Raw genomic sequence first — 16,776 nt, forward strand, 5'->3', positions numbered from 1 at the left:
CAAGGCGGAAGAATTATCGGACAATATATTACGAAAGAGATGGCAAGATGGTATTTTTCTATGTTCTGGGGACGAGAGGATGTGTTTGCAAAAAGAGGAAGTAAGGGAGGATATTTTCCGCAATGTAACAACAGGTGGAACAGTAAGATCTGCCCAAAGCAGCGTGGAGAAAAAATAGTATGCGAGGCATGTGAACATACGGATTGGACGAAACTTACTTTGGATAAAATAGTGGCACATCTGATCGGCTATAAGAAAGATGGTTCAGATGTACTTGGAGTCTACCCGCTGTTACCTGATGGGACCTGCAGATTCCTTGTGTTTGATTTTGACAATCACGAGAAAGGCGCGCAGGAGACAGATTTTGCAAATACAGATAATGAATGGAAGGATGAGGTAAATGCACTTAGACTTATATGTGAAAGTAATGGTATATCACCTTTAGTGGAACGGTCACGTTCCGGTAAAGGTGCTCATGTCTGGATTTTTTTCAAGAAACCAGTATCTGCGTCATTGGCAAGAAACTTTGGCTTTTTATTGTTGGACAAAGGTTCTTCTTCTATTAATTTAAAATCATTTCATTATTATGATCGTATGTACCCATCACAAGATGTTGCGAGCAGTATAGGCAATTTAATAGCCTTGCCATTACAAGGGCAGGCATTGAAAAATGGAAACAGTGCCTTTGTTGATAGAAATTGGAATGCTTATCCGGATCAATGGGATATTCTGCTGAACCATACGAAGAAGCTTACTATCCAGGAGATAGAGCAATGTATGGCGAAATGGCAGGCGGAGCTTGCGGAAGAAAAGGGGACGCTTGCATCAATGAATCAGCAAAATCGTCCTAAGCCATGGAAGAAAAAAGAAGGTTTTGTGAAATCGGACGTTATAGGGAAAATGCATGTCGTGCTAGGGGATGGTGTATATATTGATACATTGAACCTTATGCCTAGATTACAGAATCAGATTCGCAGTATGGCAGCTTTTGATAATCCAGTGTTTTATAAAAATAAAAGACTTGGATATTCGAATTACTATAATTTCAGTGCCGTTTATATGGGAAAGGATACAGAGGGATACATATGTATTCCGCGGGGGCTTAGGGAAAATCTGATAAGCGCATGTAAGGAAGCAGGCATTGAATATGATATTGAAGATCATAGAGAAAAAGGACGACCAATCCGAGTCTCTTTTAACGGTGATTTGAGAATGCAGCAGGATTTAGCAGCACAGAAATTGTTGTCTTATGATCATGGGGTTTTAAGTGCTGCGACAGCGTTTGGAAAAACAGTAGTATGTAGTTATTTGATTTCGGAGAATAAGGTCAACACTTTGATCTTATTACAGAGTAAGGCATTGTTGGAACAATGGGTGGATGAACTGAATAGATTTTTAATAATAGATGAGGAGCCACCTACATATCAAACGAAAAGCGGACGTGTAAAGAAACGTAACAGTGTCATTGGTATTTTGCATGGGAGTAAAAATACATTAACGGGAATTGTTGACGTTGCAATGGTCGGTTCTCTATATAGTAAGAGGAAAGCAAGTGAGATTCTTCGTTCTTACGGGCAGGTTATTATGGATGAATGTCATCATGCCGCATCAAATACTGCCGTCGAAGTTCTTAAGAAGGTCAATGCCAGATATGTTTATGGAGTATCTGCGACGCCGAAAAGAGGAGACAGTCTGGAAAAAATCACATATATGCTCTTGGGACCTATACGTCATAGTTACACGGCAAAAGAACGTGCGGTCGAGCAGGGAATTGGCCATTTTGTATATCCGAGATATACAAGGGTAATTGATACAAATGAAAGTAAGAATGATATTAATGGAGCATTTTCGCTAATCAGTACCAGCAATGTCAGAAATGAGATGATTCTTAATGATACCAGAGCGTGTGTTCAAAATGGTCGTACACCGGTTATATTGACAAAGTATAAAGAACATGCGAAATATTTATATGACAATCTGCAGAATGATGCCAAGCATGTGTTTATTCTATACGGTGACAACTCTGATAAGGAAAATACAGAAATTCGAAAAAAACTGAAAGAAATTCCAAAAACGGAAAGCGTTATTTTAATTGCAACTGGGCAGAAAATAGGTGAAGGTTTTGATTATCCAAGACTTGATACTTTAATGTTAGCTGCACCGGTGTCGTTTGCGGGCAGATTGGAACAATATATCGGTAGATTGAATCGTGATTACGAAGGAAAAACAGAAGTGATTGTTTATGATTATATAGATTCTCATATACGATATTTTGATAATATGTATGCAAAACGGCTGCGAACTTACAAAAGAATAGGGTTTGATCTGATTGCTGATACACTTGTATCAAAACAGACTGCAAATTCCATTTATGATTCCGGGAATTATACAGATGTATTTGAAAGGGATGTTGTTGAAGCAAGAAAGCGAGTCATTGTATCAAGTCCTGAACTTACACAGGATAAAATCGAACGATTCATTTACCTTTTAAAACCGAGACAGGAAGCTGGAGTTGATGTTACAGTAATTACTACGGAGCCAGAAAATATTTCCTATGGAAGTACTGAATTTTGTTTGAGTATGGTAGAAAATATGAGGCTTGGAGGAATACATGTAATTTTGAGGGAAGAAGTTGTTGAGCATTTTGCAATTATAGATGATGAATTGGTGTGGCATGGTGGAATGAATCTTTTGGGTAAAGAGGATGCATGGGATAATTTGATGCGAATCAAGTCTTCGCAGGTTGCAGCGGAGCTGCTGGAGATTGCAATGGATGATAAATTGAAAGGTGTAGAAGGATAATGGCAAATATACGATTGAAGAAAATAATATTGGAAGTTGTAGAAAATCAGTTAAGAGAGAATGATCCGCCGATGACCGGGCAGGCATACCAAAAACTGCTGGATGCGGGATATTCCGCAAGAGAAGCGAAAGAAAAAATCGGAGCGGTTGTACTTACGGAGATATACGATGTTCTAAAAGAAAATCAGCCTTATGATGAAAAAAGATACGGACTTGCTTTAGAAAAAATGGTGCAGCAAAGCCTAGATTTTGAGGATACGCATGCAATTCTGACAGAATGGGATGAGTGGGACGAACTTGTGCAGCGCGGTTATGAAGCTCAGAATGTGCAGGATGATGTGTTGTTGGACTGTTGGTGGCGGGCATGGGAAATATTTCAGGGGATTATCAGACAGGAAAAAGAAAAATGCAGTATCAGCGGGCTGATGGAGGAGCAGGATTATCAATATCCGGTTGATGCGTGGCTGCAGGATCTTGAAATGGAACTTGGTAATTTAGGCGAACACGAGAAACGCCTTGATTTTTGTCACTCTGTTTTGGATATGTTGGATTGGACATTTGATGACGGCAGTAATTTTCGCTCTGCAATCGGGGAGGAACTATATGCAGCAGGAAAAGCAGAGGAAGGCGAGGTATGGTTCAGAAATTGGCTGCAAAGAGAGCCGCATAATGAAAATGCTTGGAGTGTATTTAGCTGGTGTGTGCAGGAGCAGGAGGGCGCGGAAGCGGCATATTGTCTGATACGGAAAGAAGTAATCGGTGTTCCTTGCACGATACATAATAGCTTGCTATTTGAACGTGCAAAGTTTTTAGCACAGCATCTGGGATTGCAGGAAGATTTAAAATGGATAGAATCGCAGCTAAAGTCTTTTCCTGATTCGATGGAAGAGGCGGATTATTATAATGATTTGCATGATGATTTTCGTATGCCGGTACAGAAACCAATTGTGAAAGAAAAGAAGGTATACCCCAATGATCCGTGCCCTTGCGGCAGTGGAAGAAAATATAAAAAATGCTGTGGAAAAAAATAGAAGGGATGAACCGGGTATGGAACAAAAGATAAAAGCACTCAGTAAAGAAAAGTTGCAGGATATTATATTAAACATGATGGGCTTACTTTCGAAAGAACAATGTGAAAAATTAGAAGTAATGATAGAAACTTGTACAACGGAAAAGGACAAGATTCGATTGACTGAAAGAATGTCTCAGGAATTTGTAGATGAAAAAATGGAACTTCTGAGAAAATGGATGAATCAGATCGATGAGGGAGAATTATATCTGGATGTGGATGAATACGAAGACTATTCGGATTCTTATTGGGACAGAGACTGGATTATAGACTATTACGATAATCAGGGGATTGGTGATAAGGTTGAATTTATGATTCGGTTTGCACAGGATTGTGTGGATGACCGAAAATATCAGGAAGCGAATGATATTTATGAGTGGTTATGGGAAATGTCTGTAAGTACAGATCTGGAATATGAATGTGATCCTGTGGATCTGGAATTATTATCGGAGAATAAAATTATTCATACAGATCTGGAACAGTTAGCTTTACTGACACTATATGCAGATTATCAGGTACAGGAGCCGGAAAATCGCGCTGAGGATATATACTTATATTTTTCAATTTATACGTTTCGAAAATTGCACATCGAGGATATGTTTTGCGTAGGACGCGAAGAATTAGATGGAACAGAACAATTCTGGGAAGATTGGATTGCACTGCTGCAAACGAAAAGCGGGGAAGAGGAGAGCAGACTTTTACAGGAAGCAGTTCTATATCAGGAAGGAATTGATGGACTGGTAAAGATGGCAGATAAGAACTGTGACGTGCATCCGTCATTATATTTGTCGGCGATGCAGGAATACAATAAAAAGCATGAATATTTTCAAATCGAAAAGATTGGAGACAGGGCTATTGAAAAAATTGACAGTAAGCTTAAAATCAGGTATAGCGGGATATGTGGGGTTTCCTGATGGAAATGATTTGAGTCTGCAAATGGATTTTGAGAGCGAAATTGTTGAAGAAAGTCACAGACTTAAGATAGGTACGTTCTGGAACTATTTTCAGGGATGGAAAAAATATTTTCAGATGTCACAGGAAGAAAAAAATACTTATTTTGCCTGGGCGGAAAAAATCGTTTACAGCAGAGCTAACGCAATTGTATCTGGTCAGCATAGAAGTCATTATGGGGAGGTTGCAGAATTGCTTGCCTTGGTTGCGGAGATAAAAGAAGGCATGGGGAAATTGGGAGCAAAACAGATGATTTTTCAGGAATATAAGAAAAAATTTCCAAGGCATTCTTCCTTTCAGGCAGAAATGAGGGGCTATTTTGGCGTATAAAAAGCAGTTATGTTTGTGACAATGACGGAACATCTAACCTGCCGACTTTATGACAACAATGTAACATCCACCATTGAATGTATGCGGTTTTAAGCCATTTTCTTGGAAATCGAGTGGATGATGCAGATGTGAAAATTATAGCTATTGGCATAATCGCTCAAATGTACATTCGGAAGCAGAACATTTATACGGAAAAGAAGATTTATCCTTATGCAAAAATAAGTGATTTGCGATTGGATTTACTCCCAAAGATTCGGATTATGGCTCAAAATCATGCGGGTGGGACTCATCCGTGGATTAAGATGGAAGATCATGAATTATTGAAAAGTGCAGGATTATATGGTTATGACATTGCGACAGGCGAAGAAGGGTACAATCTAGCGGCTATAATGCTTCTTGGTAGGGATGAGGTGATTTTGGAAGAAAACATTTGCCTGATACACAAAATATTATTCGGGGAAAGAGCCCCAATTTATCGAAGGAGATGTTTTTAGAATCCTTGTGCCATTGGATGAGAGTTATTCGTATGATTTTGGTTCGATTAGTCATGATAACCAATTGGACCAATTAGACCAATCGAACCAAACTGAATTGAGTACGGAGGAAAAACTGTTGCTAGTTACTATTCAGAGAAATCCTGATATGACAAATAATTTGCTGGCAGAGGAGCTTAATTGGTCTGTAAGCAGAGTTAAATATTATATTCAAAAACTTAAAAAAGCAGAAAAGATAAAGAGAAATGGAACGAATCGGAAAGGGAGTTGGGAAGTTATACCCTAAAAGGTGTCTTGGAGAAAGGGATTATCCATTTTCATTATTTAGTGTGAAAATAAATAATTGAAGAATGTGTTGGTAGAAGCGACTAAAATGCTGTAAAGTGTAACTGCTTTACAGCATTTTATGATTTCTGCATTATATTATCTTTATGAGAATCATCTAAAAAGTTTAACTATTTTTTTCGGTAGCAATAACTTGACATCCTCGGGGACGTTGTGTGTACGAGATAGTTTGCCGCTCAGCTGAGCGGCAGACATCTAGACTTTTATCCATTTCCCAATCCATTCTCCTCTTGAATAATTGTATTGTCGTTTATAAAGAACACCGTCGATAACTCTATATCTCCAACGGATATCATCTTTTCGCGTTACTGATGCGGAAGATGTTGTGTTTGAAATTGAAGAAATAGATTCAGCATATGCTGGTGTAGAAACGAATAGGGAAATTAGGAATGCACAAGCAATAAGATGAAGTTTAATTTTGTTTATCTTCATTAGGAAAATCCTCCGTGTTAGTATATATTTTAAGATTTTTAAAATCTTCAGGTATCTCTTTTATTGTTCCAGTGTATTCATCATCAATGTATATTTCATATCCCTCAGACACTTTTAACAGATAGGCATTAGAGGAATCAAGCGCAAATGAGTCACCCTTCTTTTCATCAGAAATAGGCGCTGTAGGATCTATAACAAATAATAAAGTGAAAACCACAGCAATACATAAAGTTAAAAGGTTTGTAATCATCATTGGTCTTTCTTTTATTTTTTTTTCAGGTTGATTTAATACAAATGATATTCTTGTCTTTAAATTAGAAGAATTCTTGCCAACAAAATGAACTGTATCCGCTGATTTTGGAAGTGATGAAAACATTGACATTTTAGCTACTTTCAAAATCAGATCGGCATATTTGATATTATTAACATTTGGTTGCGTTTTCATTAAAAAGCAATCATTTGCAACTTCCAGAGTAAGAAAATATTCTTTTTTGACTAAATATACTAATGGATTCCACCAATGTATACAGGCAATGATCTCTATAAACATCTTCATCCATAAATCATGGTTTTGGCAGTGTTCTATCTCATGCAAACAGATGTATTTCATCTCTTCATTTGATAAATCACAGTTGTCAGGTAAAATTAACGTTGGATGTAAAATACCACTTACTGCCGGGGACACAGTGGCAGGTATGATGGCAATCTTTAAATCTTTAGAGTAGTATTTCTGAACAAGTTCCAATATTTCAGTATATTGGCTATGTTCATCAATTACGAATTCTTTTAAATAATTGTGTAATTGTATTTTTTGATGACATAATACGACTATTTTTGTGATGGCGCCAATAATCCAGATAATAATAAACAAATCGAATATATCATAATCTAAAATCCCGCTATCTGCATATAGTATTTTAGAAATCGGTAAAAGAATCTTGGCAGAATATATTGTGTATGTAAAAGGGAAATTAAGTGGAATACATAACCTTAAAAATATAATAGTTATACCAACAAAAATAATCTTAGTATTATATGCAAAAAAATTTTTTGAGCGATATAAAATGATATACAAGTAACCAGTAAGGAAAGCAATTCCCAAAAAACAAGTTATAAATGGTCCTAATGATAGTGACATTATTTATCTTCCTCGATTTCTTTTTTTCGTTTTGTAATCATTTCCTGCAATTCGTTTAATTCTTCCAGGCTTTCTTCGGTTTGGATGAACGAAGCAATAAGAGGGGACGCAGAGGAACCCCCTATAATATCTCTATAGACATCATTAAAATAGTCTGTTTTAGAGATTAGCGCTCTATAACTTCTGGTTAATACAGTTCCGCTGTATACAATATCTGCTACTTCTATCGCTTTCTCCTTTATAAGTACTTTTAGACAAGCCTGTACAGTGTTGATATTGAGAGAAGGATTCGCTTTTACAATATCGGAGGCAACCATAGGCTTGGTGTTGTTCCAGAGAATTTTCATAACTTCTAATTGCCGTTTGCTTAATTTCTTTTTCATATATCACACCTTCTCGTTTTTAAGATATCTTTAGCGTATTATACAATTAATAAAATTTAAAATCAACAATATTGCACAAAGAAATAAATAAAAAGTGCAATTTGATTGACAGTATATATATATAATAATATATTATAGTTATAATAAGACTGTGAAATATTAGCAAAAGGAGAAGGACTATGAAGAATAATTGGAAACGGATAGTAGCATCAACATTGATTATGGCGATGTTTTTCACCTCAACATCAATGGAAAGTCTTGCGGCAGAGGCAGATGAAAATTCGCCGCCACCAAAGACGGAAGCAGATGTCGGGAAGAAACAGGAAGCAAATCAGACCATTAGTAAAGAAAATGTTATTGAATCAGAGAAAACTGAGGATTCTACAACTTATGATGTGGGGGACGGCGTACTTGTAACAGAATTTTATGGACAAGATGTTAGATTCCGAAACGAGAATGGGGAACTGATAGATTATGATCCATCTCTAAAGGAGATAGAATCGAGAGATGATCTTGAGGGTTATGCTTATGAGAATGCCGTGGGAGATAAGAAACAATATTTTCCTGCAAATCTGACAGAAGAGACGCCGATCCTGATGGAAAAAGAAGGAAGCCAGATTCGTCTGGTCCCGGTTGAAGATCCGGCAGAGGTTGTTACGATGCAGGGAGCGGAAGAGGCTAATGCTACTGTTTCTGAATCTGTTGAAAACGAGGTACAAAACGAAGAAGCAGGTATTGAAGAATATCAGATTGGTGAAATATCAAGTGACGAGTCACAGATCGCCGGAACACAGATTGATGCAGTGCAGACATCAGAAGCAAGTCTTGCCACAGAAGCAGTTACCGACATCTATGAAGAGACAAAAAACGAACCGGTCAAAGCGGTATATGGCAGAGAAGATGGTAAGGCTAGTTTTCAATATACGTCATTGGATAATGGAATCAAGGAAGAGATCGTACTTACTGAGAAGCCGGGAAAGAATACTTTCTCATTCCTTTTAGAAGTGCCGGGAATGACGATAAGGAAAAATCCAGTTGGTGAAGGTCTTACTATTTACAAAGATAATGTGATTGCAGCATTCATTCAGGAACCTAATATGAATGATGCATCAGGTGACGCATATACGGAAGACTTATCATATTCTTTGGAAACATTGAATGAAGAAGAAGGAAAGTATTTATTGACATTAACAGCGTCAGAAGAGTATCTGGAGGATGAGGAACGTCAATATCCGGTTACCATTGATCCAACACTGGTGTGGAATGATAATTCCAGGATTAGTGATGTGTATGTTTTAAGTAGTTACCCAAACTACAATTATTATGTTGGGGGAATTACATCTTTCTATCTTGGTAATGGAAAACAAGGAATATCAAGAACTTATCTGGCATTAGGAGACCTGAGTTCAATTTCAAAAAGGTATATTAAGCGTGCGACATTATCGGTGGTAGAGACAGGGGTAGGAAAAGCAGACCGGACAGTTCGGGCTTTCCGAGTTACATCTGACTGGGCGCAGAATACCATTTCGTGGAATAGCCAGCCTGGTTTCGATGGAAATGAAATAGGGCGTTTCAACACAAAAGGTGCTTATCAGACAGATACCTTAGATGTTACCAGATTAATGCAGGGGTATGCAGATCGGAATTATTCGAATTATGGAATCTTGTTAATGAAAGACAACGAGGGTGCGGCAAATACGGTTGCGCAATTCTTTGGTGTTCGCCATGCAACAGCGAATTATAGACCGAAACTGACGGTAGAATATTATGATCGCCCGGCAAAAGCAGTGTCCGTAAAATTGGAACCGGAATATATTAAACCGGGAGAGAAGAGTAAGATTGAATGGAGTGGAATTACTGCAGGTGATCTTAGTTATATTCAGTATCGTGCAGTTGAATATGATGAGAAGAATAATAAAGAATTATCAATAGAAACGAATTATTCCGGCAATACGAAGATTGGAACAACTGCAAATGGAAGTGCCGATGTTACAGTAGGGAAAGATGTATCGGAGGGGGCTTATAAAACCTATAAAGTTGGAGTTCGTGGTGTGGGTTCCAGTGGTGCTGTTGGTGATGAGAACTGGAAACTTCTGAAAGTTGATAATGCACCTCCGAAGGGTACGATTAAGGTTTTGGAAAATGGCACATCCCAGGAAGTTAATGTTCTGCGAGATACGGTAGAAATTGTTGGAGAAGTAGATGGAACGGGTTCGCCGATTAAGAGCAGTTCCATGAAGTTGTATGATAGTAAGGGCAATGTTGTAAAAGATATATATACGAATTCTACACTTTCCAAAATACAGACTGTTTTTACTCCGGAACTGGAAAATGGAACTTATACGCTAAAAATGACGATGGAGGATTCTGTTGGATTCACAGCAGAATGTGAGAAACAGGTAACAGTTGTTAATAAACTTGCAGCACCTGTTCTAAAACCTGTCATTTCCAATCAGAGTAATGTAGAGATTGAGTGGGAGTTCCCATATGCTTCTGCAGAAGTGAATGGAATGGCATACAAGCTTCTGGAAAGTACGGAATGGATCACCATAGATGGGGTGACTGGAACCAGCGGAAAACTGGCAGTCAGCCTGCCGGAAGCAGAAGGTAATTATGATGTAACCGTGTGTGGAGTTGATGCAGCAGGAGGACGGGGAGCAGAAGCGGTTGTTCATTGTACTATTGATAAAACGCCGCCACGTGCAGAAATTACAGACATAGAACGTGGACTTCTCTTTGGAACGATTGCAGATGACAATTTGTCCGGATGGGAAGTAACATTAAGACAGGAAGGAAGTACAGAAGCAGAGACTGTCCTGCAAGGACAGAAGGCAATCGAAGATGGATACATTGGTTTCTTCGATATGAGCGAGATGGAAGAAGACGTGCCGTATGAACTATGCTTAAAAGTAACGGATAAAGCAGGAAATGTTTCAAGCGTAGTTAAGACAATTACAACTTCTGAAGAAGATATTCTGGCAAAGAGAATCATTGCACAGTTCTATGTTAAGAGACCGGATTATACTGCACACAGTGCCAGTCATATCGTCTTTCCGGCAAATGTGGAGAAATTAGAACTTGCAAAATGGCCTGTAACAGATGATATACCTGTCGGAGATACTAAGTGGTATTGTGATGAGAGGCTGGTCAGTTCTGAGAAAACATGGAATAAGAATCTTCCGAGTGCAGACAGCGGAACTCATTCAATTCTTGCGGTCATCACGAAAGATAATCAATTCTATTACAGCCGCAATATCATAAAGAACCGGGAATTGATGGCTGTGAAAAAAGGAGAAACTGTAAACCTTCCGAAAGGATGTGTATCTTTTAGGCTGAATACGAGGGGAACACAGTCGAAGGCTAACATAACGATTGATGGAACAAAGATAGTAGAAGCAACAGACGGGGAAACTATTTATATTGCAAAACTTAATTCCGGATCAAGTGCGACAGCGTCCAGCATAAAAATTGAGCCTGTGAATGCATCAGAAGATACGAGCAGATGGATCCTGGAATTGGACTGTACAGAGGAAGAGACATTTGAACTGTCAGAGGCAGAGAATTATCATCCTTATGAAGCAGGGGTTAAAGACAAACTGAATTATAAGACTTACCTTCGCTGGCGTGGTGTTTCTGGCACATGGCCGCAGCAGGTATCTTACGAGATATACAGAGGACAGGAGGAGGGCTTTACGCCCTCCGAAGAGAATCGGATTGCATCCGATGTGAAGGCGAATTACTGGGCAGAGATGAATGTTAATTATTCCAGAAGATTCTATTACAGAATCCGCGCAGTTGAAAAAGATGCGAGTGGGAATGTCATCAGGGCAAGCAGTTATTCTAATGAAATCGACAGTACCGTGATAGATGCGGACGAATATGTGAAGCGGATGGGGCTGAAGGAATACTGGGAGTATGCTGAATTTGATACACCTTCCGGTGATGGCAATATTGAGAAGAGCCGGGGGAATCTGGTCTATATACAGGCTGATGCCGAGATTCCGAACGAGAAACTTCCGGTCAAACTGGAGCGTACCTATAACAGTTTATCTTCAGAGAAGACGGCGTTTGGTGTAGGATGGACGCATAGTTTTGATATGGAACTTCTGAATATCTGTAAAAATGATTCGCTGGATTTCAAGAACATCGTCCTTAAGGATGGGAATGGGACGCTGTTCTTTTTTAACCGGAAGGATGATGGCAGTTACACCTCTTCCATGGGGAAATACATCAATCTGAAAAAAGAATCAAAAACGGAAGAAGTAGAACTACCTGATAAGGAAATCGGCGTGAAGGACAAGAAGAAAAAGGTCAAGGTTGTCAGTGAATTTACCATGGATACGAAGGATAATGTACAGTATCGGTTTAATTCCGGTGGACAGTTGATCTATATGTCAGAAGCCAACGGCAATTTCTTATTATTTGAATATGAACCGGACAAAGGTCTTCTTTCGAAGATTACAACAAGTAAGAACCTTGCTATGGAGTTTGTCTACTATTCGGAGAAAGATTATGAAGAAGGGAAAGCGCGACCAGATGTTTTTACAGTGAAAGAGTTAAGGCTTCCGGATGGAAGTAAAGTCTCATATCAGTATACCGATTCGAGATTATCCGGCGTTACAAAGACAGGAACAGATAAGTCGTCTACTCTTCACTGGACTATGGAATATAATGATTCTCAGAAGTTAGTGAACCTATCTGATGCATGTGGTAACCAGTATCAGATTGACTATGATGGAGAAAAAGCGAACAAAGTTACGTATCCTAACGGTGAGGCAATCAGTCTGAAATATGATGTGGCAAGCAACCGGACAACGACCTACAAAGAAGTGACTGAGAACGGAAAGACAACGAAGATTCTTCTGGAAGTTAATATTTTTGAGCCATCGTCTGGAAATAGTATACAGATGATAGATAATTCCGGTAATTCTGTTACCTACGAGTATGTAGACAATTTGCTGTCAAAGACTACGTATTCTATGATTTATCAGGAATTAGAAGATCAGAAAGTAGTACAGAAATCTACAGAAAAGACAGAAGTGAAGAAGTATTCTTCCAGAGAGAACGTAACAGAGGAGACTGATGAAGATGGTGTCAAGTCTACTTATACATATAATGAGAATGCACCTGAAAAATTAAGAGATCTGCCGACGGGCTATCGAGAAGTGAATGCAGAAGGAGATATTATCACGGATGAGACTTATATGTATGACAGCAACGGCAATGTGATCCGCTCCTATGATGCAGTGGATGGAAGAGTTGTTGAAACAACTTATTATGAGGAAGACGATGCGGCAGCAGGAAAGATAAAAGGAGAGATCAAATCCGAACGAGAATATTTCCTAAATGATAGTGCGAATCAGAGTTCTACAGAGACTACATATTCCTATGATTCATCCGGTAAAAAGACAGAAGTTACCACAGAAAAATCCGGGCAGTACACGGTGACAACCACGACTGTATATGATGTCATGGGAAGAGAGATTAGTTCTACAGATACCCTAGGGACGACAACAACGATAGACTATGATCCATTCGGACGTATCAGCAAGATTACGGCGAAGCAGGGGAATATTACGGATGTTGTGACTCGGGAATACGATAATAACGGGACGATGATCAAAGAGACCGATGAAGATGGAACGGTCTACACATACACATATGATAACATGAATCGTGTCATAAAAGAAGGGATCCAAAAAGGAGATCTGTCAAAGACATGGACCACAGATTATTCCTATGGCAGTGTTGCAATTGATACCGGAAAAGGAAAGAAGAAGAATACCAAGCATGTTCTGATTACAACAGAAAAGAATCCGAATGGCGATATTCTGGAAGAAACCTATGCGGACACCTATGGAAAGATTATCCGTCAGAAGAAGAATGGACTCTACGTAGATTATACTTACGACAGAGAGAATCATGTGCTTGTAAGCTGCCAGCTTGGTACGAATCCAGAGAATACAGATCCGATTGTGACAGCATATCTGTATGATAAGAACGGCAATGCATCTGGACAGATTCTGAATCCGGAGTACAGTACAGAAGCCAAGACATTCGTGGTAACGAAGGATTCCCTGACTCAGAATATGACTTATGATAGTACCGGCAATGTCATCACCTCTACAGATGGAGAAGGAAATACCATCTCTTATACCTATGATGCATATGGAAGAATCACTTCCGTGACACAGCCTTCAGTGGAAGGTGAAGCGGCGAATGTAACGAGGTATAAGTATGATGAATTCGATTCTCAGAACAAGAATGGTAATACGTTGAATACCGTTACTGATGCTTTGGGACGGACATCGGTCACGACTTATAACATGGCAATGCAGCCAGTCAGTGTGTTTGACCGCGGAGACGGAACAGTTACAGCCATCAGCCAGAATTATACCTACGACAGCAAGGGACGGGTCTCTGAGCAAAAAGGAAGCCTGGGAACTTCAGTAACTTATGATTACGATGGGAAAGACCGGGTAACTGCCAAGCATTATAAGAATGCGTCCGGAGCGGAGGAACTTCGGACCTCATACACCTATGACAAGTCAGACAACATCACTTCCATGACGGATTATAAAGTTAGCGGAGGAACAGCATCACCATATCGCTATACAGAATATAAATACGACAGACTCAAGAGGATGACTAGCCTGACGGAATTAAATACCAGTAAGGAGCCATCGGCAGTTACAGCAGCAGAAAAAGAAGCGGCAACTACGAAATATAGTTATGATATTGATGGCAATCTTCTCACTGTTACCTATCCGCAGTCTGATTGGAAGGTGACTGGTCTGAAATACGAATATGACCAGAATAAATGGCTAAAGACTATCAAAGCAGTCATGAAGGATGGCAAAGAGGCAACGCTTCGCACATATGCTTATGATGAATATGGAAGTGTTGCTGACATTACTGACTATCGCGTGCTCTCTAAAACTGGCGAATTGGTAAGTAATCCGCAATCTACGGTGTGCCATTACGCTTATGACATCTGCCGAAGACCGGTATCCATGACCTATACAGATAGTGAGGCTTCGGATCTTGTAAAGGAAGCCTATACATACAGTTATGATAAGAACAGCCGTCTTGTTCGTGAAACCTTGCAGAACCTGTACCCGGAGAAGGAAGAGGATCGACAGGATGAAGTGCGTACCTATCAGTATGATGTCAGGGGCAATCTGATCCGTACAGAAGTAGAGAATCAATTGGATGCGGCAAATAGTTACGTGCTTTCTTATACCTACGATGCAGTTGGCAACCGGCTGAAACAGGAAAGAAGCAGTACATTGGGCACACTGACCACGAACTACAGTTATAACAGTTTGAATCAACTACTGAACAGTGATACAAAAGATGCGAACGGAACCGCTATATCGACGAAGGCTTACGCCTATGATGCGAATGGTAACCAGGTACGGGAAACGGATAGTGTAAGTAAAAAAGAGACCTTGAATACCTATGATTCGGTAGGAAGACTGTCTGTTTGCACCATTACTGAGGATGGAAAGCAGAAGGTTCAGCAGACAAACCAGTATAATGGAGCAGGAAACAGAATCCAGAAGACGGAAGATGGAAAGACCACGAATTATTATTACAGCAATGGCGGCGTATTGTATACGACTGATGGAAAGGGAAAAGGCACAAGCCTGAATCTCCAGGGAGCATCCGGTAATATTATTGCAACCGCAAGGAAAGAAGATGCAGGTGAAGGATACTATTATTATCACAAAGATCCGGCAGGCAGTACGACGAATCTAAGAGACGCAGATGGAAAGAGTGTAGTTTCCTATCAGTATACAGATTTTGGTGAGACAAGTATTCATGGAGATACTGATTTTTATAATGAAATCTGCTACAATGAAACTATCTATGATAAGAGTACGGGTCTTTATTATTTAAGCGCTAGATATTACAATCCGGAGGATGGACGCTTCATCTCCCGTGACAGTTACCGGGGTGATTCGGCGAAGCCATCTACATGGAATCTATATGTATATTGCGCGAATAGCCCGGTGAACTATGAAGATCCGAGCGGACATATCGCAATCTCACGAATCGTTGGCGGAGTAGTCGGCGGAGCGGTTGGCTTCTGGGCTGGAAGAAAGATCGCAAAGAAGACTAAGGCGAAAGGCTGGAAGAAAGTAGCGATTGTTGCCGGATGTACGGTCGGTGGGGCAGTAGTTGGTGCAATCGCAGGACCGAGAGTGGCGAAGGTTGCGAAAAAGGCGGTTAGTTATGTGAGGAGAAAGATACCGAGTCGAGGTCAGATATCCCGAACTTTGAAGACTACTGCGAAAAAAGCAAAATCCGGGGTAAAGAAGGCAGCAACGAAGACGCGGCAGGTAATTTCGAAAGGGAAATCGTCCACAATAGGAAAAGTGGCTGGACGGACAGCGAAAGGTTCATTAAAAGGTGCCGGTAATAGTGCTATTCAGAACGGATCTGCTGAGATAGCAAAAAAAGGGACAAGTCAGGAAAGATATGATCGCGTCAAAAAAAGTATTATTAGTGGCGCTGTAGGAGGTGCGATAAGCGGTGGAATAGGAGGCGTGACAGAAGCGGTTGGTGTTGCCCAGAAAGGTTTAGGAAAAGGAGTGGCTACAGTTGCAACTGGAATAGCAAGTGGAATTGGTGGTTCCCTAATAATTGATGATAACTGCTTCGTAAAATCAGCAGGTTTTGGTGCTGCGCAGGAACTTTGGAACACAGGATTTGGTACGTTAACAAATGGATTAGAATCCTCAGTGGTGGTGGGTTATTTGAACTGGTTGCCAGATTTTGCAATGGGATTTATTTCATCTTTACTTTAAATACCGACTGGATGAAAAA

Annotated in this window: 9 protein-coding genes and 1 pseudogene; 7 read left to right on the forward strand and 3 right to left on the reverse strand. The window is 39.8% G+C overall.

What is annotated here, in order from left to right; all coding sequences use genetic code 11:
• From ACQRBN_RS13345 to ACQRBN_RS13370, 6 genes and pseudogenes are all read left to right on the forward strand, one after another.
• A partial coding sequence (locus tag ACQRBN_RS13345) for a TOTE conflict system archaeo-eukaryotic primase domain-containing protein (protein WP_427739511.1) occupies positions 1 to 2,802 on the forward strand: 2,802 nt, incomplete at its 5' end.
• 944 nt (positions 2,803 to 3,746) lie between these two features.
• Positions 3,747 to 3,833 (forward strand): annotated as a pseudogene (locus ACQRBN_RS13350) (SEC-C metal-binding domain-containing protein); the annotation flags it as partial.
• Positions 3,834 to 3,849: 16 nt separating this feature from the next.
• A complete protein-coding gene (locus tag ACQRBN_RS13355; RefSeq protein WP_427739512.1) occupies positions 3,850 to 4,785 on the forward strand; it encodes a hypothetical protein in 936 nt (311 codons plus the stop codon).
• A complete protein-coding gene (locus tag ACQRBN_RS13360) occupies positions 4,727 to 5,152 on the forward strand; it encodes a hypothetical protein (protein WP_427739513.1) in 426 nt (141 codons plus the stop codon). The genes ACQRBN_RS13355 and ACQRBN_RS13360 overlap by 59 nt, the downstream gene beginning before the upstream one ends.
• 113 nt (positions 5,153 to 5,265) lie before the next feature.
• Positions 5,266 to 5,646: a hypothetical protein gene (locus tag ACQRBN_RS13365; RefSeq protein ID WP_427739514.1), complete on the forward strand. Its 381-nt coding sequence runs from the start codon at positions 5,266 to 5,268 to the stop codon at positions 5,644 to 5,646.
• A gap of 7 nt (positions 5,647 to 5,653) precedes the next feature.
• Entirely contained in the window at positions 5,654 to 5,932 is a 279-nt protein-coding gene (locus ACQRBN_RS13370; RefSeq protein ID WP_427739515.1) for a winged helix-turn-helix domain-containing protein, read from the forward strand.
• A 254-nt stretch (positions 5,933 to 6,186) separates the two neighbouring features.
• Here ACQRBN_RS13370 and ACQRBN_RS13375 read toward each other — a convergent pair whose 3' ends face one another.
• Genes ACQRBN_RS13375 through ACQRBN_RS13385 form a run of 3 tightly spaced genes read right to left on the reverse strand, consistent with a single transcriptional unit; the run spans position 6,187 to position 7,944 of the window.
• Positions 6,187 to 6,423 carry a hypothetical protein gene (locus tag ACQRBN_RS13375; RefSeq protein WP_427739516.1) on the reverse strand — a complete coding sequence of 79 codons (237 nt, stop codon included), beginning with the start codon at positions 6,421 to 6,423 and terminating at the stop codon, positions 6,187 to 6,189.
• Complete coding sequence (locus ACQRBN_RS13380; protein ID WP_427739518.1) at positions 6,404 to 7,561, reverse strand: M56 family metallopeptidase; 1,158 nt, start codon at positions 7,559 to 7,561, stop codon at positions 6,404 to 6,406. The genes ACQRBN_RS13375 and ACQRBN_RS13380 overlap by 20 nt, the downstream gene beginning before the upstream one ends.
• Positions 7,561 to 7,944: a BlaI/MecI/CopY family transcriptional regulator gene (locus tag ACQRBN_RS13385; RefSeq protein WP_427739520.1), complete on the reverse strand. Its 384-nt coding sequence runs from the start codon at positions 7,942 to 7,944 to the stop codon at positions 7,561 to 7,563. The genes ACQRBN_RS13380 and ACQRBN_RS13385 overlap by 1 nt, the downstream gene beginning before the upstream one ends.
• Positions 7,945 to 8,123: 179 nt before the next feature.
• Here ACQRBN_RS13385 and ACQRBN_RS13390 point away from each other — a divergent pair, with 179 nt between their 5' ends.
• Complete coding sequence (locus ACQRBN_RS13390; protein ID WP_427739521.1) at positions 8,124 to 16,757, forward strand: DNRLRE domain-containing protein; 8,634 nt, start codon at positions 8,124 to 8,126, stop codon at positions 16,755 to 16,757.
• The last annotated feature ends 19 nt before the right edge of the window (positions 16,758 to 16,776 follow it).

This window comes from Bariatricus sp. SGI.154, from assembly GCF_050313795.1.
In the GTDB taxonomy this organism is placed as follows: Bacteria; Bacillota; Clostridia; order Lachnospirales; family Lachnospiraceae; genus CAMBRQ01.